An 18008-nucleotide genomic window follows, 5' to 3' on the forward strand; every position below is an offset into this window, starting at 1 on the left:
GCACTTATCCGATGGTTTGAGCCGCGATAAGTCCCATCAGTGACCTTCGAAGGTCGCGAGGACAGAAACCGCCACGCCTGCATCGCGAAGGCGCTGCGCGCCGCCAAGCTCGGGCAGATCGATCACGAAGGCCGCGCCGATGATGTCGGCGCCGACCTGGCGCAGCAGATGGGTCGCCGCCAAGGCCGTGCCGCCAGTCGCGATCAGGTCGTCGATCAACAGCACGCGATCGCCGGGGTTGAGGGCGTCCACATGCATTTCGATGACGTCGGAGCCGTATTCCAGCGCGTATTCCACGGCCACCGTCTTGTGCGGCAGCTTCCCCTTCTTCCGCAGCGGCACGAAGCCGGCCGATAGCTGGTGAGCGACCGCGCCCCCGAGGATGAAGCCGCGGGCCTCGATCCCGGCCACCTTGTCGACCTTGAGGCCGGCCAGGGGCTGGACCAGCTCATCGACCGCGCGGCGGAAACCGCGCGCATCGCCCAGCAAGGTCGAGATATCGCGGAACATCACGCCCGGCTTCGGATAGTCCGGAATGGTGCGGATCAGCTTGGTCAGGTCCATATCTTCAACTTATCGCCGAGGGGCGACGGCTTGGCTATGCTGAGCGCAAGAACACAGCCCTGGACGCCATGAAGCCCGCATCCCTAGCATCAAGCGTCCTGCTGGCCATCCTGGCGTCAGGACAGGCGGCGTGGGCCGGCGAGACCGCCTGCTGGTACGAACAAGGGGTCATCGTGGCGCCGGCCTCAATCGACGGCCTGGCGGGCGACTACATCCTCGACACGGGCGCGCCAAGAACCCTGTTGCACGAGACCAAGGCCCAGGGCGCAGGCCTGACCGAGACCTCTCTCCATGGGCCGGTGCGGATCGCAGGCCTTTCGCTGCAGGGTCAGGCCTTCAGCGTCGCCGATCTGGACGCGCGTACCTGGGCCTTCCCGACGCCCATCGCCGGGGTGATCGGGGCGGACCTGCTGGCGGCCTATGTGGTCGATGTCAGCTTCGAGCCCTGCAGGGTCGCGATCTATCCGCGCGGGAAGGCGCCGGCGTTCGACGCCAAGACCGTCTTGCGACTGAAGCGCGGCGCCGGGATCGCCACCGCACAGGCCGCCGTTTCCGACGGCGCGGTCTCGCGGGCCGGAGACTTTGTCATCGCCACCGGAGCCGATACGGCGGTGCGGATCGAGACTGGCCTGGCCAGCGCGCCGGGCGCCGCCAAGCCGCAGGAACTCCTACCCTACGGCGCCATCCGGGCCAAACTGCGGGCGGCCTCGTTCGGCGGGGAGCTGTTCGAAAACCTGGACGGCGGCCTGGTTCAGGACGACACCGCCGTGACAGGCGTCATCGGCGCGCCGCTGCTCGCCCGCTGGCGACTGCGGTTCGACTTCCCGCAAGGACGGTTGCTCCTTCGCCCCGCCGGCGGCTAGCCGCCAACGAAAAAGGCCCCGGACAAGTCCGGGGCCTTCGTCGTCTCGGATGGAAGGCGGCCCTAGTGGGCGACGTTCTTCCAGATCTTGCGGTAGCTCACATAGAGCAGGCCGGCGAAGATCAGCAGATAGATCATGGCGGCCATGCCGAACGCCTTGCGTTCCTGCATCTTGGGCTCGGAAGCCCAGGTGAGGAAGGCGGAGACGTCCTTGGCTTGCTGTTCCAACGTCGACTTGGTGCCGTCGTCGAAGGTCACCTGGCCAGCCGCGAGCGGCGGGGCCATGGCGATGAAGCCGCCGGGCGGCACCTTGTCGTGCGGACCCGACCAGGACGAGGTGACGTCACCGGCCATGAAGGGGTTGTAGTGCTGGCCGACGCCCACCTTCAGGCCCGCGGGCGGATCCTGATAACCGGTCAGCAGCGAGTAGATGTACTGCGGCCCATGGTGACGAGCCTTGGCCATCACCGAGAGGTCCGGCGGCATGGCGCCGCCATTGGACGCCCGGGCAGCCGGTTCGTTCGGGAACGGCGACGGGAAACGATCGGCCGAGGTGCCGGGACGTTCAATGACGTCGCCGGTTTCGGAGTCGATGTCCTTGATCTGATAGTCCTTGGCGATCGACTTCACATACGGGTTGTCGTTCGGGTTCGGATATTTCGGATCGAAGAACGGACCGCCCTTCTGGCCGAGGTTGCGGAAGCTCATCAGGTTCATCGAGTGGCAGGCCGAGCAGACCTCCCGATAAACCTTGTAGCCGCGTTGCAGCTGGGCCTGATCGAACTTGCCGAACGGACCTTCGAAGCTGAACTCGACATGCTTCACCGGGGCGGCGCCGCCAGCGGCGAGGGCGGCGGGGGCAGCCAAGATAGCCAGCCCAAACGCCGCGAGCGCGATACCTTTACGCAGCATCTTAGGCTCAACCCCTCTTTTCAGGCGAAGCCGCGGCGCCGGCGGGCGCGTTGGCGGGATGCGAAAGCACAGGCGCACTGATCGATTCCGGCTGCGGCAGCGGGGTCTCGGTGAGGCCCAGGACCGGCAGGACGACGAGGAAGTACGCGAAGTAGTAGAGCGCGGCGAAACGGGACAGCCAGACGAAGCTGTTCAGATCCGCATCGATCAGGGTGAAGGTCGACAGGCCCGGGATGACGTGATCGTCGGGCAGCTTGCCACCGCAATAGCCGAGGATCAGGCAGGCCAGCACGAAGATGAAGAAGTACAGCTTCGCGGTCGGACGGTAGCGCATCGAGCGCACCTTGGACGTGTCGAGCCAAGGCAGGACGAACATCACCGCGATGGCGCCGAACATCAGGATCACGCCGCCCAGCTTGTCGGGAACCGCGCGCAGGATCGCGTAGAACGGCAGGAAGTACCATTCCGGAACGATGTGAGCGGGGGTCACCAGCGGGTTGGCCGGGATGTAGTTGTCGGCGTGGCCAAGCGCGTTCGGGTTATAGAACACGAAGGTGGCGAACATGATCATGAAGACCACGATCGCGAACCCGTCCTTCACCGTGTAGTACGGGTGGAAGGGAACGGTGTCCTCTTTCGACTTCACGTTAACGCCGGTCGGGTTGTTGTTCCCCGGCACGTGCAGCGCCCAGATGTGCAGGCCAACGACGCCAGCGATCATGAACGGCAGCAGGAAGTGCAGCGAGAAGAAGCGGTTCAGGGTCGGGTTGTCGACGGCGAAGCCGCCCCACAGCCAGGTCGTGATCGCTTCACCGACGATCGGCAGGGCGCCGAACAGGTTGGTGATGACGACGGCGCCGTGGAAGCTCATCTGACCCCAGGGCAGGACGTAGCCCATGAAGGCCGTGGCCATCATCAGGAGATAGATCACGCAGCCCAGGATCCACAGCACTTCGCGGGGGGCCTTGTAGGACCCGTAGTAGAGGCCGCGGAACATGTGGATGTAGACGGCGATGAAGAACATCGAAGCGCCGTTGGCGTGCATGTAGCGGATCAGCCAACCGTAGTTGACGTCACGCATGATGCGCTCGACCGAGGCGAAGGCGTGGTCGACGTGCGGCACGTAGTGCATGGCCAGCACGATGCCGGTGACCAGCTGGATGCCCAGGCAGACCGCCAGGATGCCGCCGAAGGTCCACCAGTAGTTCAGGTTCTTCGGGGTCGGGAAATCAATGATGCTGTCGTACGCGAGGCGCACGACAGGCAGACGGACGTCGAGCCAACGCTCGATGCCGGTCTTGGGTTCGTAGTTTGAATGTCCGCTCATCGGTCTTAGCCCACCTTGACCTTGGTGTCGGAGAGGAAGGCGTAGTCGGGCACCGCGAGGTTCTTCGGAGCCGGTCCCTTACGGATACGGCCCGAGGTGTCGTAGTGCGAGCCGTGGCAAGGGCAGAACCAGCCGCCGAAGTCGCCACCGCCGAACGTGGGCACGCAGCCCAGGTGCGTGCAGGTGCCGATCACGACCAGCCATTCGGCCTTGCCAGGCTTGTGACGCTCTTCGTCCGTCTGCGGGTCGCGCAGATCAGCGGTGTCGTCCTTGATCGCCGCAGCGATCTCGGCGCCAGTGCGCTTGCGGATGAACAGCGGCTTGCCCCGCCACTTGATCACGACCTGCTGACCCAGTTCGACCTTGGTCAGGTCAAACTCGACCGAGGCGAGCGCCAGCGTATCGCCCGACGGATTCATCTGATCGATGAACGGCCAAGCGAGACTCGCGACGGCGCCACCGGCCGCGACGGCCGCTGCGATATGAATAAAATCACGCCGGTTCGGGTCGTCGCCCGCGGCATGCGTATCGGGATTTGCGCCCACGACGGTGTCGGCCACCTTAAAGCTACCCTTCGTTTGGGGCCGCAAGGACCGCGACCCTTCGGATCACACCGGAAAACCGGAGCAATCCCGCCTTCGACCCTGCCAGACGTTCTGGTAAGGCCAGTCGGAACAACAACGCTGGAGCAGCGACGAAACCCTCGGAAGAGTTGCGGATTGCTGTTCGCAACCCACCTTCCGCGATTCGCCCCACGCCCCGGCTCATCCCGTGGCTGGACCGCTTAGAATGCTGCTCGCGCTTTTTCAACCGGACATTCCGCAAAACCTTGGGGCGGCTCTTCGTCTCGGGGCCTGTATGGGGGTCCCAGTGCACGTCATTGAGCCCTGTGGATTCCCCCTCTCGGACAAGGCTATCCGGCGCGCAGCAATGGATTACGGCGAACCGGCCGACGTTGTGCGCCATCCCGGATGGGCCGAATTTCACGCCAGCCGCTCCGGACGAATTGTATTGTTCAGTACGAAGGCTGCGACGCCTTTGCACGGCTTCGCCTTCCGCCCAGACGACATATTGCTGTTCGGCCGGGAGAGCGTTGGGGTCCCGGAAGAGGTTCATGAGGCCTCCGACGCGCGGGTGTTCATTCCGCTGATGGCGGGCCGCCGTTCGCTGAACGTGACCGTTTCGGCCGCGATTGGGCTCTCGGAGGCGTTGCGCCAGACGGGGCAATTTCCTAAGGCACCGGTATGACGACCTTGCCGCCTGAGATCGAAGAGCGCCGCGCGCGCACCAAGGAATGGTTCGAGGCCCTGCAGCTGCGCATCATCGCGGAGCTGGAGCGGCTCGAGGACGAGGCCCCCGCCGACCTCTATCCGGAACCGGCTGGCCGCTTCGACATGCGCCCGTGGACCCGTGAGACCGGGGTCGGCGGCGGTATTGGCGGCCACTTCACGGGCCGGCTGTTCGAAAAGGCCGCCGTTCACACCTCCGCGGCGACCAGCCGGTTCTCGCCGGAGATGGCGGCCCAGATGCCCGGCGCGGACAAGGATCCGTCCTACGTCTCGGCCAGCATCAGCCTGATCGTCCACCCGCGCTCGCCGCGCGTGCCGACCGTGCACATGAACACCCGCTTCCTCTCGACCGCCGTGAGCTGGTTCGGGGGCGGCGCCGACCTGACGCCGATGGTCGACGAACAGCGCAGCCAGGAGGCTGACGACGCCGTGCTGTTCCATGCGGCGATGAAGGCCGCGTGCGACGCCTATGATCCTGATTGGCATGAGAAATATCGCGCCTGGTGCGACGAGTATTTCTTCCTGCCGCATCGGAACGAGACGCGCGGCGTCGGCGGTATTTTCTACGACCGCCACGACTCCGGAGACTTCGAAAAGGACTTCGCCTTCACCCGCGCCGTCGGCGAGGCGTTCCTCGATGTCTATCCCAAGATCGTGCGCCACCGAATGAGCGAGCCCTGGACAGAACAGGACCGCCGCGAGCAGCTTCTGCGCCGCGGCCGCTATGTCGAGTTCAACCTGCTCTACGACCGCGGCACGATGTTCGGCCTGAAGGCCGGCGGCAATATCGACACGATCCTGTCGTCCATGCCGCCGATGGTTAGCTGGGCGTAACTGGGCGGCGGCGCCCTCTAGGCGCTTTCCAAGAACCGCTGCAGCCAAGCGCCAACCCTTAGGCGATCATCAGGCTGCTCGTAGCTCATGACGGCCTTGTCGGCCTGTTCGTCGGTGTAGCGGCTGCCGCGCCGGTTCTCGATCAGCGCCTTGGCGTAGGCCGGATCGAACTCCGGGTGCAGTTGCAGCGAGATGGCGCGGTCCGAGCCATAGTCGAGCATTCCCATCGGGCAGAAGTCATTGCCGCCGATCACACGCGCGCCCGGCGGCAGTTCGACGACCTGGTCCTGATGCGAAGCGGGCACGGCGACCGGCTCGGCCGCATCCATCCAGGCCTGAGCCTCCTCGATCCGATAGCGATGCAGGCCGACGCCCCAACCCTTGGGAGACTGGATCACCTTGCCGCCGAACGCCTCGGCCATGATCTGGTGACCAAAACAGACGCCGATCAGCGGAACCTGCCCCTTCGCGCTGCGCAGGAAGTCTTTCAGCGGATCGATCCAGGGCAGAGCGTCATAGACGCCTGCGGAAGACCCGGTGACCACATAGGCTCCACAGCCCTCGACCGCGCCGGGCAGAGCCCCGCCCGCCACGTCAAAGGTCGAGTAGTCGTAAGCGTCCTCGCCGAACAGCCTGCGGAACATCGACGGATAGTCGCCGAACCGTTCCTTCACGCCGGCCGGTGGCTCGCCGGTTTCCAGGATGCCGAGTTTCATGCGGCCCTGCCCCACGCTCAATACGCCATGCCTTGCGCCACGGCCTTCAGCTTCTCGATGGCCGAGAACTTGTCGTCGATGAAGTCGTGGTCGATCCACCATTCCTCGACCTCGCGCAGGACCTGACCGACCATCGGGCCCTTGGGCACTCCGGACTTGATCACGTCCTCGCCGGTCAGCGGGAAGGCCGGCGGGGTCCAGCTTTCGGCCAGGGCCAGCAGACCGCGCCATTGATGGGTCGCGCCTGTACGGCCGGCATTGGCCCAGGCCAGCTTGATGCGGTCGGAGAAGGTCGCGACGCCGATCTGATAGACCGCCCGGCGGCTTTCACGCGGGCTCATCCAGGAGGTGATGCGCGGGGTCTTGCCCATCGCCTGGACCAGCCGCTCCTTCTGGTCGTTGGAAAGTCGCAGAGCCTCGGCCGCCTTGCCGGCGCCGATCTGGTCATTGGGGATCAGGGTCGCCAGCCGCAGGATCGGATCATTGGTGAAAAGCTGATCGACCTCGAACTCGATCATCGCGTTGAAGGCGCTCAGGTCCTGAGCGGCCGGCAGCAACTCAGCGAGCACCCCGGTCTGGGCCATCAGGGTGAGCGCTGGACGCGGGTCATAGGCGGCCAGCAGCTTCAGCAGCTCCTTGGCCACCCGCTCGGCCGCGAGGTTCTTCAACAGCCCCTTGCCAGCGGCGCAGGCCGCCACCGCCGCGGCGTCGGGCTCTCCCTTGCCGTACCAGGCCAGGAACCGGAAGAACCGCAGGATGCGCAGCGAGTCTTCCTCGATCCGAGTTGCGGCGTCGCCGACGAAGACGATTCGGCCGGCCTGCGCATCGGCCACGCCCTGGCCGGTGGGGTCGAACAGATTGCCCTCGCGGTCGCAATAGACGGCGTTCAGGTTGAAATCGCGACGCTGGGCGTCCTCGCTCCAATCTTGGGTGAAGGCCACCACCGCTCGGCGGCCATCGGTGGCGACGTCGCGGCGCAAGGTGGTGATCTCAAAGGGCTGTCCGCCCGCCACCGCCGTGATGGTCCCGTGGTCGATCCCGGTCGGCACCGCCTTCAGGCCCGCCGCGACCAAGGCTTGCGTCACCTGATCGGGCGTGAGGCTGGTGGCGATGTCCAGGTCGCCCACCGGCTGACCGATGAGCGCGTTGCGCACGCAGCCGCCGACGAACCGGGCGCAGCCGGGACCGCCCTTGGCCTCCAGCGCGTCAAACACCGGGGCGGCGATCTTCATCCAGGGCTTTTGGCCAATGCTGTGCGTCACTTCGAGGGCGCCTTCTTTTCAAAATGGCCGGGCGTCACGCGACCGCCCGAAGTCACCTCTGCGGGGACATAGGTGTCCTCGCGGTTGTCGTCATGGAACAACGCGCTCGCCATCAACGAGAGCCCGAACAGCAGGCCGGCGGCGGCCACCAGCCAGACCCAGGGCGTGGCTCCCATCGGCCGCCCGGTGCGCCGGGCGACCTCGCGCCAGATGAACCAGGCGATGAACGGGACCGCGATCAACAGGAGGCGGAATATGAGCATCCTAGGCGACCGCCGCCCCGTAGAGGCGGTCATAAAGCGCGCGCAGCATTCCGGCCGTCGCGCCCCAGATGAAACGGTCCTCATGGGTCATGGCGTAGAACCGGCGAGTCTCGCCAGTCGGCGCCTGGCGCTCATGCTGTTCGTGATTGGCCGGATCCATCAGGAAGCCGAAGGGCGTCTCGAAGATATCGGCCACCTCGGCCGGATTGGCTTGCAGCGCAAAGCCCGGCTGGATGAACCCCACCACCGGCGTCACCAGGAACCCGGTTCCCGTGCGGTAGGGCGAGGACAGGCCCGCGAGCGAGACATAGTCGGGCGCCAGCCCCACCTCTTCGTGCGCCTCGCGCAGGGCCGTCTGCCAGATGGTTTCGCCAGGATCACAACGACCGCCCGGCAGGGCGATCTGGCCGGTGTGACGGCGCAGGGTGTCGGCCCGGCGGGTGAGCAGCACCGAAAAGCCGTACTCGCGCTCGATCAGCCCGACCAGCACGGCCGCCGGCGTCAGCTCGACAGGTTCGTTCGGAAAGGCATTGGCGCCAAGATCGAAGTCGGACGCGCCCTCGGAGGACTGCCCCTCCTCAAGCGGATCCAGGTGATGTTCGATCCAGGCCCGCAGTTCGCCGGTCGGCGCGGTCGGACTCACAGGCGGTGCGCCCCGGCCGGCCCGACGGGGAACCAGACGCCGTTGGACTCAACGCCCAGGCGCGGCCCCTCCGGGGTCTCGCGCTCCTGCGCCATCTCCACCAACTCGTAGAAGACCGGACGAGCGATGAGCGCGTCTAGGCCCCGCCGGACGTGCAGATAGGGGCGCGGCTCGCCAGTCGCCGCGTCCATTTCGATTCGAATCTCGTTCTCGGGTCCCGCCTCGACCTCGTCGCCGACATTGGTCAGGAACTTCAGCGCCTCGCCCTCGCGGTCAACGCGGGTGGCGATGAAGGGCGCGTCCTCGACGGTGATCTTCATCTTCTCGACCGGCGTCACCAGATGGAAGCCGTCGGGATCCTTGCGCAGGACGGTGGAAAACAGCCGCACCAAGGCCTCGCGGCCGATCGGCGAGCCTTCGTGGAACCACAGTCCGTCCTTGCGGATGACGATGTCGATTTCGCCGCAATGGGCCGGATTCCACAGATGCACCGGCGGCAAACCGCGGCCGGGCGCCTGCGCCTTGGCCGCGGCGATAACACCATCGAGGCCAGATCGTACTGAGTTGTCTCCCATGAGGGACAAGGTAGGACTCTCGACGCCTCGCCTCAATGGCGACGCAGGGTCAAGCGGCGCCTTAGGGCGCAATCAGGCGGTGACAGGCCCCGCCAGATCGCTCGCCCCCAGCACCAGCACCCGGCGCTGGTCGACCGGACCGGGCAGGCGAACATCCTTGGCGGCGTCGACGGAATATCCGAACCGGCCGAAGTAAGGTTGGTCGCCCACCAGCAGCACGGGATAGCCGGCGGCCTGGGCGGCGGCGCTGGCGCGCTGCACCAGTTCACCGCCGGTCCCGAACTTGCGGCCCTCGGCCAGGACCGCGAGCGGCCCCAGGAAGATCACCGGCCGACCACCGACATGAACCGCCCACATGCGGACAGAACCAACCAGGCGAGCGCCATCCCAGGCGCAGAACGACATGTCGGGGCGGAACTCCGCGAACTCCCGCACACGCTCTGAGACCTTGGTGAAGCGCCCCGGTCCAAAGGCGTGATCCAGCAGCGCCTCGATGGCGTCTGCGTCCTGGGGTTGTTCGTGGGTGAAGGAGAGGGCCTGTTCGGCGGGAGCGATCATCGGTGGCTTTACGAACGACGTGAACTAACGGGTCCGTCGCCGCACGTGTGACGCACTACGGGACGGAGGCTCAGTTGGCGCGGCTGGCGCGCTCGGTTCGTCGCTGGCGTCGCATGGACGTCGTCCCGTTCGTTCACGTAAGAGTGAGCGGCGATAAGGCCATGACAGCCCCGCGTCAATCGCGCGTTGCGAGGCGAGCCCCGGCGCGTCAAGTTGCCCCGCCTCCATTTCAGAGTTCCGATGACAGACGCCACCGCGCAAGAGCCCGATCAGCCCGTCTCCATCCGCGAGCTCCTCAAGCGAACCGACTATGTGAAATTCTGGATCGCCCGGGTCGCCGCGACCCTTGGCGTGCAGATCCAGAGCGTGGCGCTCGGCTGGCAGATGTACGCCGTGGCCCGCGAGACCATGGATGTGAAGCAGTCGGCCTTCTATGTCGGCATGATAGGGCTGGCCGCCTTCATCCCGGTGTTGCTGCTGTCGCCGTTCGCCGGCGAGACCGCCGACCGGCACGACCGGCGCAAGGTTCTGCTGCTCTGCTACGCCGGTGAAATCACCACCGCAGTCATCCTCGCGTCCGCCGCGATCTTCCACTTCGCCTCGATCCCGCTGCTGCTGGTGCTGTCGATGCTGTTCGGGGCCAGCCGCGCCTTTATGGGCCCCTCCTCCACCGCGCTTGGCCCGATGCTGGTTCCCAAGAGCCTGCTGCCGCGCGCCATCGCCTGGAACTCGCTGGCCTGGCAGGGCGGGTCGATCATCGGGCCAGCCATCGGCGGGCTGCTGCTGACCCATTCGGCCGGCCTGTCCTACAGCGTCACCACCTGCCTCTACCTGGTGGCGGCGGTCTGCGTGTTCCTGATCAAGGGCAACACCCAGCCCGTGGTCCAGGCTGGCTCGCGATGGGCGCTGATCAAGGAGGGGCTGGTCTACACCTGGACCAACAAGATCGTGTTCGGGGCCATTTCGCTCGATATGTTTGCGGTCCTGCTAGGCGGCGCGACCGCCCTGCTGCCGGTTTTCGCCCGCGATGTGCTGCATGTCGGCCCGGAGGGCTTTGGCCTGTTGCGCGCCGGCCCGGCCATCGGCGCGACCTTGGTGGCGGTTGTCCTGGCCAGCTACCCGATCCGCCGCCATGCGGGCCTGATCATGTTCGCCGGCGTGGCGGTGTTCGGCGCGGCCACCATCGTCTTTGGCCTATCGAAATCCCTGCCGCTTTCGGTGTTCGCCCTGGCGGTGCTGGGCGGGGCCGACATGCTGAGCGTCTATGTCCGCCAGACCTTGATCCAGATCGTCACCCCCGACCAGATGCGCGGCCGGGTGGCGGCGGTCTCGTCGTTGTTCATCGGCGCGTCCAACGAGCTGGGCGAGTTCGAAAGCGGTGTCGTGGCGCGGTTCTTCGGCCCGGTGGGCGCGGCGATATTCGGCGGGGTGGGTGCGTTGATCGTCACCGGCACGTGGGCCAAACTCTTTCCCGCCTTGCGCAAGGCCGACCGGCTCGAATAACAAACACGGTATTCTTTTAGGGAGATAGGTTCATGGCTGCTCTTTCAGGCAAGGTTGTATTGGTTACCGGAGGCGGCAACGGCATTGGCCGTGACTGCGCGCTGATCGCGGCGCAAGAAGGCGCGAAGGTTGTCGTCAACGATCTCGGCGGCGGTCTGGCCGGCGGGGACGAAGGTTCGGCGGGTCCGGCCGAGCAGGTCGCCCAGGAAATCCGCGCCGCTGGCGGCGAAGCGGTCTCCAACTCCGACAGCGTCACCGACCTCGACGCCGTCTACGGCATGGTCGAACAGGCCAAGAAGGAATTCGGCGGCCTGCACGCGGTGATCAACCCCGCCGGCATCCTGCGCGACGTGATGTTCCACAAGATGACCGAAGCCGAATGGGACTCCGTCATCGCCGTCCACATGCGCGGCTCGTTCAACGTGGCTCGCGCCACGATCGAGCTGTTCCGTGAACAGAACGACGGCGCCTACATGTTCTTCACCTCGACCTCGGGGCTGCTGGGCAACATCGGCCAGGCCAATTACGGCGCGGCCAAGATGGGCATCGCCGGCCTCTCGCGGATCATCGCCATGGAAGGCGCCCGCAACAACGTCCGTTCGAACTGCCTGGCGCCGGTCGCCTGGACCCGTATGACCCAATCGGTCCCGGTGAAGGACGAAGCCGCAGCGGCCCGCCGCGCGGTGATGGCCGAGAAAATCCGCGCCGACCAGCCGGCCCGCCTGTCGGTGGCCCTGGTGACCCCGGCCGCGGCCCACATTTCGGGCCAGGTCTTCGGCGCCTCGGGCGAGACGATCACCCTCTACAGCCAACCCCGTCCGATCGCGACCGAGACCAAGGAATCGGGCTGGAGCGTCGATACGATCCTGTCGGAAGCCATGCCCGCCATGGCCGACAAGTTCTTCCCGCTCTCGCGTCCGGCTCTCGCCAGCCAAGGCGCGGCCGAACCTGCGAAGGCCGGCTAAGACCCGACACCTATTGGTGACGACAAAGGCGGCGGCGATCCCTCGGGGTCGCCGCCGTTTTCGTATCTAAAGGCGGTGGAGCCGCGTCCACTGATCGCGGCTGAGCTCCCAGTAGATCGAACGACGGATCGAACCGTCGGGACGCACGCTTTCGCGCTCGCCCATCCGCTGGAACCCAGCCCCGTCGATGGCGGCCGCCGAGCGGACATTGTCCAGGGCCGCGGTGAGTCCGATCAATCGCACCCCCAGCGTCTCGAACATCCAGGCGATCGAACGCGCCACGCCGAGCCGGCCCTGGCCGCTGTTCTGACGATCGGCGCGAGTCGCCCCGGCGATCTCGGCCGAGGAGCGATCGGGCCAGACCGTGAAGCGTGAGTAGCCGACGACCTCGCCGGCCTCGTCCAGGTTCACGGCCAGCACACACTCGCCGGCCTGCCGTAGCGCTTCGCTCTCAGCCACCCAGCGGGCGACGCTTTCGGTGGTGATCGGGCGAGGCAGATCATAGATCGGATCGGAAACGCGGGGGTCCGCCAACAGGGCCGCCAGGCCCTCCACGTGCTCGGGGCCGGCGACCACCCGCCCCTCGGCAGTGCGGACCGCCTGGCGGATAGCGGCCTCTTCCTCCGGCGTCGCGACCAGGACGGTTTTCGGCGGTGCGCTCATAATGATCTCCTCCCCAGGTGATCCAATGTCGGTTGGCCCGACCTTTGCTTCAGTCTAGCCGACTAGAGGAGCCATCGCATGCAAGTCGGCAAATCCACCCTGGCCAACAGCCTTCTGGCGACCGATCCGCTGGCCGCTCTCGGCCAGGTGGGCAAATCCGACTCGGCAAAATCGACTCAGCCTAGCGCCGCCGAACTCGCCGCCCAGAAGGCCGAGGCCGCCAAGGTCCGCCAGCAATCGGACCTCGAGCAGATCCGCGACAAGGGTATCTACGCCTGGGCGCAGGAGCAAAAGCTCGAGAAGCTGAAGGAAAAGATCCGCGCCGAGGTCATGGCCGAGCGCGACGGCACGACCGATGTGGCGGCCGTCGAAGGAGAGGTGGCCCGGCGGGTGAAGGAAGCCATGGAAGAAGCCCTCAAGGCCGAAGCCACCGTCGCGGCGAAACGCAACGAACCCGCCAGGCCGATGATCATCGACATCTCTGTCTGATCGACCTTAGGCCGGTTCGGACACCGGGCTGGGCTTGTTCTCGGCGAGCCAGCGCTTCTCGTCCTCGGTATTCGGCAGCGGCGGGCGGTGCCCCCCGATCGACCAGAGCTCGTACGAGGTCTCGTCGATGTGGAATTCCCACGCGAACCCACGATCACGGATGTAGGGCGCTAGGGCTGCGTCGCACGCGCCGATCCACCAGGTCCGCGCCTCGGCGGTCGGCAGGGTTCGGGCGATGTGGTCCACCCAGATCCGCACGAAATTGTCCGCTGGTTCGCCTCCGACATAGAACGACTCCGCCGCGACCTCCTGGAACACGACGCCCACATAGAATTTGGGCAGGCGGCTGTAGAGCGCGGTGATCGCCTCGGACAGGCCCTTCTTCTGCTCGGCGCTGAACGCCCCAACCGGGTGATAGATTTTCCAAAGCGGCATCAAACAGCTCCCTTGTACGGCGGGCATTGGCGCCGCCTTGACTTCAACAATGACGATCATCATCATTGAGTCCGACAGATCGTCAAGAGGCAAACCCATGAAGATCAGCAAGGCCCAGGCCGAGGAGAACCGCGAACGGATCGTCGGCGCCGCCGCGACGCTGTTCCGCGAGCGCGGCTTCGACGGGGTGAGCGTCAGCGATCTGACCCAGGCCGCCGGCTTCACCCACGGCGGCTTCTACAACCACTTCAAGTCCAAGGACGTGCTGGCGGCCGAGGCGGTGGACAGCGCGTTCAAGACCATGGCCGAGCGCCGCGAACGCGCCCGCGACCTGCCCGAAATGCTGAGCTATTACCTCTCGCCGGCCGCACGCATAGCGCCGGGCAAAAGCTGTCCCGCCGCCGCCCTGGGCGGTGACGTCGGCCGACAATCCGATGACCTTAAGACAGTCTTCGCATCCGGGGTCGAACAGATGATCGCCTCGGTCGAGGAACGCCTGCCGCCCAGCCCAGACCGTCGCGAGCAGGCCCTCGGGATCGTCACCCGCATGGTCGGCGCCCTGATGCTGGCCCGCGCGGTTCCGGACGGCGCCCTGGCCGACGAACTGCTGCATACCAACCTTCACTTGGCGATCTCGGAGGCGACCTGACCTTTCCCCTCGACCGCTTGGCGTGGCGCGCGGCAAGCTGGCGGCGAATTGGGGGAATCTAGTTGGCCTATCTGATCATCAAGGCGCTGCTGTCGGGCGCAATCATCGCGGCGATCTCGGAGATCGCCAAGCGCAGCCCCGGCTTTGGGGCGCTGGTCGCCTCCCTGCCCCTCGTGTCGATCCTCGGCATGATCTGGCTATGGCGCGACACTGGCGACGCCCAACGGATGGCGGCCCACGCCGAGGCCACCTTCTGGTTCGTACTGCCGTCACTGCCGATGTTCCTGCTGATCCCCGCCCTGCTGCGGCGCGGCACGCCCTTTTGGACCGCGCTGGCGCTCGGCTGCGGCCTGACCATCGGCCTCTATCTGCTCATGACCTGGATCGGTCCCAGGCTCGGCCTCAAGCTTTAGCCTGCGGCCAGGGCCTTCAGCGGCTCGCCGGTCATCCGACGGGTGATCCACTCGTTCAACGCCTCGGCGCCCAGCGAATCGTAGAAGGCGATCGAGGGCGCGTTCCAGTCCAGGACCGACCACTCCAACCGCGCCAGTCCCTGGGCCACGCAGCGCTTGGCCAAGGCGCGCAGCAGAGCTTTGCCGGCGCCGAGGCCGCGGGCTTCCGGAACCACGAACAGGTCTTCCAGATAGATCCCGTGCCGGCCCTTGAAGGTCGAGTAGTTGTAGAACCAGATCGCGAAGCCCACCGGCTTCCCGTCGCCCTCGGCGATGTCGCAGAACAGCCGCGGCGTCTCGCAGAACAGATGCCCGGCGAGATCAGCCTCGCTCGCCTCGACCTGGTCGAGCAGCTTCTCATACTTGGCCAGGGCGCGGATGAAGCCGTAGATTAGCGACGCGTCAGCGGGCGTCGCCTCCCGTATCGTCACGCTCATCCGATGACGACGCCGGGCGGCGGGACGGAGTCGGCCGGCACGAAGAAGTCGGGCATCAACCGGGTGGTCGGATCGACGCGGTACTTGTCGAAGTCGCGTTCTCCCTCCGCATAGAGGAAGCTGTCGTCGATCAGGAAGTTGCCTGTGAACTCGCGACTCGGCTTGTTGAAGATGGCGTATGCTGCGTCGGCCATAATGTCCGGCGTGCGGCACTGCTTCATGCCCTCTTCGCCCGCCAGGGCGAACTGGATCGCCGCGGTGGCTATCCCCGTACGGGGCCAGAGCGCGTTGAAGGCGATGCCGTCGCTCTTGAATTCGGCGGCCATGCCCAGGACGCACATGCTCATGCCGAACTTGGCCATGGTGTAGGCCGTGTGGCCTTCGAACCAGCGCGGGCTCATGTCGAGCGGCGGCGACAGCATCAGAACATGCGGATTGGCGGCGTTCTTCAGGTGCGGGATGCAGGCCTTGGAGGTCAGGAACGTGCCGCGCGCATTGACCTGGTTCATCAGGTCGTAGCGCTTCATGTCGGTGGCGAGCGTCCCGGTCATCTGGATCGCCGAGGCGTTGTTCACGCAGATATCGATCCCGCCGAAAGTGGCGACGGTCTTCTCCACCGCCGCATAGACGCTGGCCTCGTCCCGCACATCGACGACCAAGGGCAAGGCCTTGCCGCCGGCCTTCTCAATTTCCTCGGCCGCCGTGTAGATCGTGCCCGGCAGATGCTTGTGCGGCTCGGCGGTCTTGGCCGCGATAGCGATATTGGCGCCGTCACGGGCGGCCCGCAGCGCGATGGCCAGGCCAATGCCGCGGCTGGCGCCGGTGACGAACAGCGTCTTGCCTTGCAGGCTCATGAACTCAACCCCGTGGTCTCTTCGGAAATCGCCCAGAGCCGCTCGGCGGCTTCCGGATCGAGCGCGTGCGGCATCACCCCGTGAACCGGGTCTTCCTTGGTCCAGGGCGCGGCCTCGTGGCAGTCCTCGAGGTAGAGGCCGCCGATCCCCTCAAGCTCCTCGCCGACCGCCGCCCAGACGCTCGTCGAGGCGCCCTGCTCGGTGGTCTTGAAGCCTTCGCGGACATTGCCTTCGTCATCCATCCAGCCCATGGCCACCATCTCCTCCTTGGGAAGATAGCGCTGCAGCGGGGTCATGATTCCGCCGGGCATGACGGCGTTGGCGGTCACGCCATGCTCTTCGAAGCGCGCCGAATATCCCACCGCGAACAACGAGTTGGCGGTCTTGGACTGACCATAGGCTTCCCACTTGTCGTAGGGCCGGGTGCGGTAGTGGATGTCGTCCCAGTTGATGCCGCTGCGGCGGTGCCCGATCGACGAGAGCTGCACGACACGCGCCAGCCGGTCCTCTTCGGAGGCGTTCATCAAGGCCCGCGTCAGCCCCATGGTCAGGGCGAAGTGGCCGAAGTGGTTGGTGCCGATCTGCAGCTCCAGGTCTTCGGCGGTGTGCAGCAGCGGCGTGGCCATGACCCCGGCGTTGTTGATCAGCACGTCCAGCGGCTGGTCGCCCCAGGCGTCCACGAAAGAGCCCACAGACCCCAGGCTGGCCAGGTCCAGCGTCCCGGCCAGCACCCGGTCCGCGCCGATGCTTTGGTTGATCTCGGCGGCGACCCGTTCGCCCGCCACGCGGTCGCGGACCGCCAGCATGACGTCGGCTCCCGCTCCGGCCAGGGCCCGGGCTGTCTCCACCCCGATGCCGCTGGCGCCGCCTGTCACGATGATGTTCCAGCCCTCAAGGTCGTAGTTGTTCACGACGATGCGGGCCGGGGTGAAGGCTTCGAAGCGGGATTTGATCATGGGTCAGGCGACCTTTCCGAAGTCCGGCGCGCGCTTCTCGGCGAAGGCGGCGAAGGCTTCCTTGGCTTCCGGGGACTTGAGCTGGGCGGCGAAGTGCACGCCCTCTTCGTCCATGCGCGCGGCGATGGCGGCTTCGTCGCGCATCAGAGCCTTGGTGATGGTCACGGCGGCGGGCGGACGCGCCGCCACCGCCTCGGCCGCCGCGCGGGCCTTGGCTCGGAGCTGGTCGAGCGGAACGGCCTCGTTGGCGATCCCCCAGTCCACGGCCTTCTTGGCGTCGACTGCCTCGCCCAGCACGAACATCGCAAAGGCGCGAGTGTGGCCGATACGGCTGGGCAGGGTGATGCTGGAGGCCGCTTCCGGCACCAGGGCCAGGTTCACGAACGGCGTGGTCAGCAGGGTCTCTTCCGAAACATAGACCAGGTCGCAATGCAGCAGCATGGTCACGCCGACGCCGACCGCGCGGCCATTGACGGCGGCGATCAGCGGGGTCTTGGCGCGGGCCAGAGCGGCCAACAGCGGATTGCCGCCGCGACGGGCCTCGCTGGCGTTGGCTTCGCCGGCATTGACCGCCGCGAAATCGGCCAGGTCGTTGCCGGCCGTGAACATGTCGCCGTTGGCCTGGATCAGGATGCAGCGGACGTCCTTGTCGAAGGCCGCCTGGTCGATGGCGTCGCCCAGCGACTGGTACATGGCGCGTGTGAGCGCGTTCTTCTTGTCCGGACGGTTCATGGTCAGCGTCAGCACGCCGCCGGACTTTTCGATGAGAATGTGATCGGACATAAAAATGCGCTCCCTAA

General features: G+C 66.2%; 24 protein-coding genes. 8 read left to right on the forward strand and 16 right to left on the reverse strand.

The genetic code is table 11. The features are described 5' to 3' along the window. Nucleotides 1-36: 36 nt before the first annotated feature. Nucleotides 37-564 (reverse strand): adenine phosphoribosyltransferase, encoded by a 528-nt coding sequence (locus tag Q8M13_RS15100; protein ID WP_305300828.1) that lies wholly within the window; start codon nucleotides 562-564, stop codon nucleotides 37-39. 68 nt (nucleotides 565-632) lie between these two features. On the opposite strand from Q8M13_RS15100, the gene Q8M13_RS15105 reads away from it, so the two are divergent. Continuing rightward, nucleotides 633-1427, forward strand: coding sequence for an aspartyl protease family protein (locus tag Q8M13_RS15105; protein WP_305300829.1), 795 nt, complete (start codon nucleotides 633-635; stop codon nucleotides 1425-1427). A 62-nt stretch (nucleotides 1428-1489) separates the two neighbouring features. Here the strand turns inward: Q8M13_RS15105 and Q8M13_RS15110 are convergent, their stop codons facing one another. Genes Q8M13_RS15110 through petA form a run of 3 tightly spaced genes read right to left on the reverse strand, consistent with a single transcriptional unit; the run spans nucleotide 1490 to nucleotide 4225 of the window. Beyond that, nucleotides 1490-2338 (reverse strand): cytochrome c1, encoded by an 849-nt coding sequence (locus Q8M13_RS15110; RefSeq protein ID WP_305300831.1) that lies wholly within the window; start codon nucleotides 2336-2338, stop codon nucleotides 1490-1492. 7 nt (nucleotides 2339-2345) lie between these two features. Beyond that, complete coding sequence (locus Q8M13_RS15115) at nucleotides 2346-3665, reverse strand: cytochrome b/b6 (protein ID WP_305300832.1); 1320 nt, start codon at nucleotides 3663-3665, stop codon at nucleotides 2346-2348. A gap of 5 nt (nucleotides 3666-3670) precedes the next feature. Further along, on the reverse strand, nucleotides 3671-4225 hold the full coding sequence (gene petA, locus Q8M13_RS15120; protein ID WP_305300833.1) for a ubiquinol-cytochrome c reductase iron-sulfur subunit: 555 nt from the start codon (nucleotides 4223-4225) through the stop codon (nucleotides 3671-3673). A 229-nt stretch (nucleotides 4226-4454) separates the two neighbouring features. Between petA and Q8M13_RS15125 the strand changes: the two genes are divergently transcribed. Beyond that, nucleotides 4455-4913 (forward strand): tRNA (cytidine(34)-2'-O)-methyltransferase, encoded by a 459-nt coding sequence (locus tag Q8M13_RS15125; RefSeq protein WP_305300834.1) that lies wholly within the window; start codon nucleotides 4455-4457, stop codon nucleotides 4911-4913. Continuing rightward, the gene (gene hemF, locus Q8M13_RS15130; RefSeq protein ID WP_305300835.1) at nucleotides 4910-5788 is read left to right on the forward strand and encodes an oxygen-dependent coproporphyrinogen oxidase; all 879 of its coding nucleotides are present in this window, start codon (nucleotides 4910-4912) and stop codon (nucleotides 5786-5788) included. Before Q8M13_RS15125 ends, hemF begins: the two co-directional genes overlap by 4 nt. Before the next feature lie 17 nt (nucleotides 5789-5805). On the opposite strand, the gene Q8M13_RS15135 is transcribed toward hemF, so the two are convergent. The 6 genes from Q8M13_RS15135 to Q8M13_RS15160 form a co-directional block, all read right to left on the reverse strand. Further along, on the reverse strand, nucleotides 5806-6504 hold the full coding sequence (locus Q8M13_RS15135; protein ID WP_305300837.1) for a type 1 glutamine amidotransferase: 699 nt from the start codon (nucleotides 6502-6504) through the stop codon (nucleotides 5806-5808). Between the two features lie 17 nt (nucleotides 6505-6521). Then, nucleotides 6522-7736: a CCA tRNA nucleotidyltransferase gene (locus tag Q8M13_RS15140; RefSeq protein ID WP_305300885.1), complete on the reverse strand. Its 1215-nt coding sequence runs from the start codon at nucleotides 7734-7736 to the stop codon at nucleotides 6522-6524. A 26-nt stretch (nucleotides 7737-7762) separates the two neighbouring features. Continuing rightward, nucleotides 7763-8029: a hypothetical protein gene (locus Q8M13_RS15145; protein ID WP_304810293.1), complete on the reverse strand. Its 267-nt coding sequence runs from the start codon at nucleotides 8027-8029 to the stop codon at nucleotides 7763-7765. Between the two features lies 1 nt (nucleotide 8030). Beyond that, nucleotides 8031-8672, reverse strand: a complete 642-nt coding sequence (locus tag Q8M13_RS15150) for a CoA pyrophosphatase (protein ID WP_305300838.1) — start codon at nucleotides 8670-8672, stop codon at nucleotides 8031-8033. Then, the gene (locus tag Q8M13_RS15155; RefSeq protein ID WP_305300886.1) at nucleotides 8669-9247 is read right to left on the reverse strand and encodes a DUF1285 domain-containing protein; all 579 of its coding nucleotides are present in this window, start codon (nucleotides 9245-9247) and stop codon (nucleotides 8669-8671) included. Before Q8M13_RS15155 ends, Q8M13_RS15150 begins: the two co-directional genes overlap by 4 nt. A gap of 72 nt (nucleotides 9248-9319) precedes the next feature. Beyond that, the gene (locus Q8M13_RS15160; protein WP_305300839.1) at nucleotides 9320-9805 is read right to left on the reverse strand and encodes a GNAT family N-acetyltransferase; all 486 of its coding nucleotides are present in this window, start codon (nucleotides 9803-9805) and stop codon (nucleotides 9320-9322) included. A 240-nt stretch (nucleotides 9806-10045) separates the two neighbouring features. On the opposite strand from Q8M13_RS15160, the gene Q8M13_RS15165 reads away from it, so the two are divergent. Both Q8M13_RS15165 and Q8M13_RS15170 read left to right on the forward strand, forming a co-directional pair. Then, nucleotides 10046-11308, forward strand: a complete 1263-nt coding sequence (locus Q8M13_RS15165; protein ID WP_305300841.1) for an MFS transporter — start codon at nucleotides 10046-10048, stop codon at nucleotides 11306-11308. Nucleotides 11309-11340: 32 nt separating this feature from the next. After that, nucleotides 11341-12273, forward strand: a complete 933-nt coding sequence (locus Q8M13_RS15170) for an SDR family NAD(P)-dependent oxidoreductase (protein WP_305300843.1) — start codon at nucleotides 11341-11343, stop codon at nucleotides 12271-12273. Between the two features lie 66 nt (nucleotides 12274-12339). Here Q8M13_RS15170 and Q8M13_RS15175 read toward each other — a convergent pair whose 3' ends face one another. Further along, entirely contained in the window at nucleotides 12340-12936 is a 597-nt protein-coding gene (locus tag Q8M13_RS15175) for a GNAT family N-acetyltransferase (RefSeq protein WP_305300844.1), read from the reverse strand. A 78-nt stretch (nucleotides 12937-13014) separates the two neighbouring features. Here Q8M13_RS15175 and Q8M13_RS15180 point away from each other — a divergent pair, with 78 nt between their 5' ends. Beyond that, nucleotides 13015-13425 carry a hypothetical protein gene (locus tag Q8M13_RS15180; protein WP_305300845.1) on the forward strand — a complete coding sequence of 137 codons (411 nt, stop codon included), beginning with the start codon at nucleotides 13015-13017 and terminating at the stop codon, nucleotides 13423-13425. A 6-nt stretch (nucleotides 13426-13431) separates the two neighbouring features. On the opposite strand, the gene Q8M13_RS15185 is transcribed toward Q8M13_RS15180, so the two are convergent. Beyond that, complete coding sequence (locus Q8M13_RS15185; RefSeq protein ID WP_305300846.1) at nucleotides 13432-13860, reverse strand: tautomerase family protein; 429 nt, start codon at nucleotides 13858-13860, stop codon at nucleotides 13432-13434. Nucleotides 13861-13957: 97 nt separating this feature from the next. On the opposite strand from Q8M13_RS15185, the gene Q8M13_RS15190 reads away from it, so the two are divergent. Both Q8M13_RS15190 and Q8M13_RS15195 read left to right on the forward strand, forming a co-directional pair. Continuing rightward, nucleotides 13958-14509 carry a TetR/AcrR family transcriptional regulator gene (locus Q8M13_RS15190; RefSeq protein ID WP_305300847.1) on the forward strand — a complete coding sequence of 184 codons (552 nt, stop codon included), beginning with the start codon at nucleotides 13958-13960 and terminating at the stop codon, nucleotides 14507-14509. A gap of 62 nt (nucleotides 14510-14571) precedes the next feature. Continuing rightward, nucleotides 14572-14922 carry a DUF3147 family protein gene (locus tag Q8M13_RS15195; protein WP_305300848.1) on the forward strand — a complete coding sequence of 117 codons (351 nt, stop codon included), beginning with the start codon at nucleotides 14572-14574 and terminating at the stop codon, nucleotides 14920-14922. Here the strand turns inward: Q8M13_RS15195 and Q8M13_RS15200 are convergent. The 4 genes from Q8M13_RS15200 to Q8M13_RS15215 are packed head-to-tail and all read right to left on the reverse strand — an operon-like array spanning nucleotide 14919 to nucleotide 17991. Further along, entirely contained in the window at nucleotides 14919-15398 is a 480-nt protein-coding gene (locus Q8M13_RS15200; protein WP_305300850.1) for a GNAT family N-acetyltransferase, read from the reverse strand. The two genes, Q8M13_RS15195 and Q8M13_RS15200, sit on opposite strands and share 4 nt — an antisense overlap. Beyond that, nucleotides 15395-16252 (reverse strand): NAD(P)-dependent oxidoreductase, encoded by an 858-nt coding sequence (locus Q8M13_RS15205; RefSeq protein ID WP_305300851.1) that lies wholly within the window; start codon nucleotides 16250-16252, stop codon nucleotides 15395-15397. Before Q8M13_RS15205 ends, Q8M13_RS15200 begins: the two co-directional genes overlap by 4 nt. After that, nucleotides 16249-17208, reverse strand: a complete 960-nt coding sequence (locus tag Q8M13_RS15210; protein ID WP_305300852.1) for an oxidoreductase — start codon at nucleotides 17206-17208, stop codon at nucleotides 16249-16251. The genes Q8M13_RS15205 and Q8M13_RS15210 overlap by 4 nt, the downstream gene beginning before the upstream one ends. Nucleotides 17209-17211: 3 nt before the next feature. Then, nucleotides 17212-17991, reverse strand: coding sequence for an enoyl-CoA hydratase-related protein (locus tag Q8M13_RS15215; protein WP_305300853.1), 780 nt, complete (start codon nucleotides 17989-17991; stop codon nucleotides 17212-17214). Nucleotides 17992-18008 lie beyond the last annotated feature (17 nt).

This window comes from Phenylobacterium sp. (assembly GCF_030681155.1).
Lineage (GTDB): Bacteria > Pseudomonadota > Alphaproteobacteria > Caulobacterales > Caulobacteraceae > Phenylobacterium.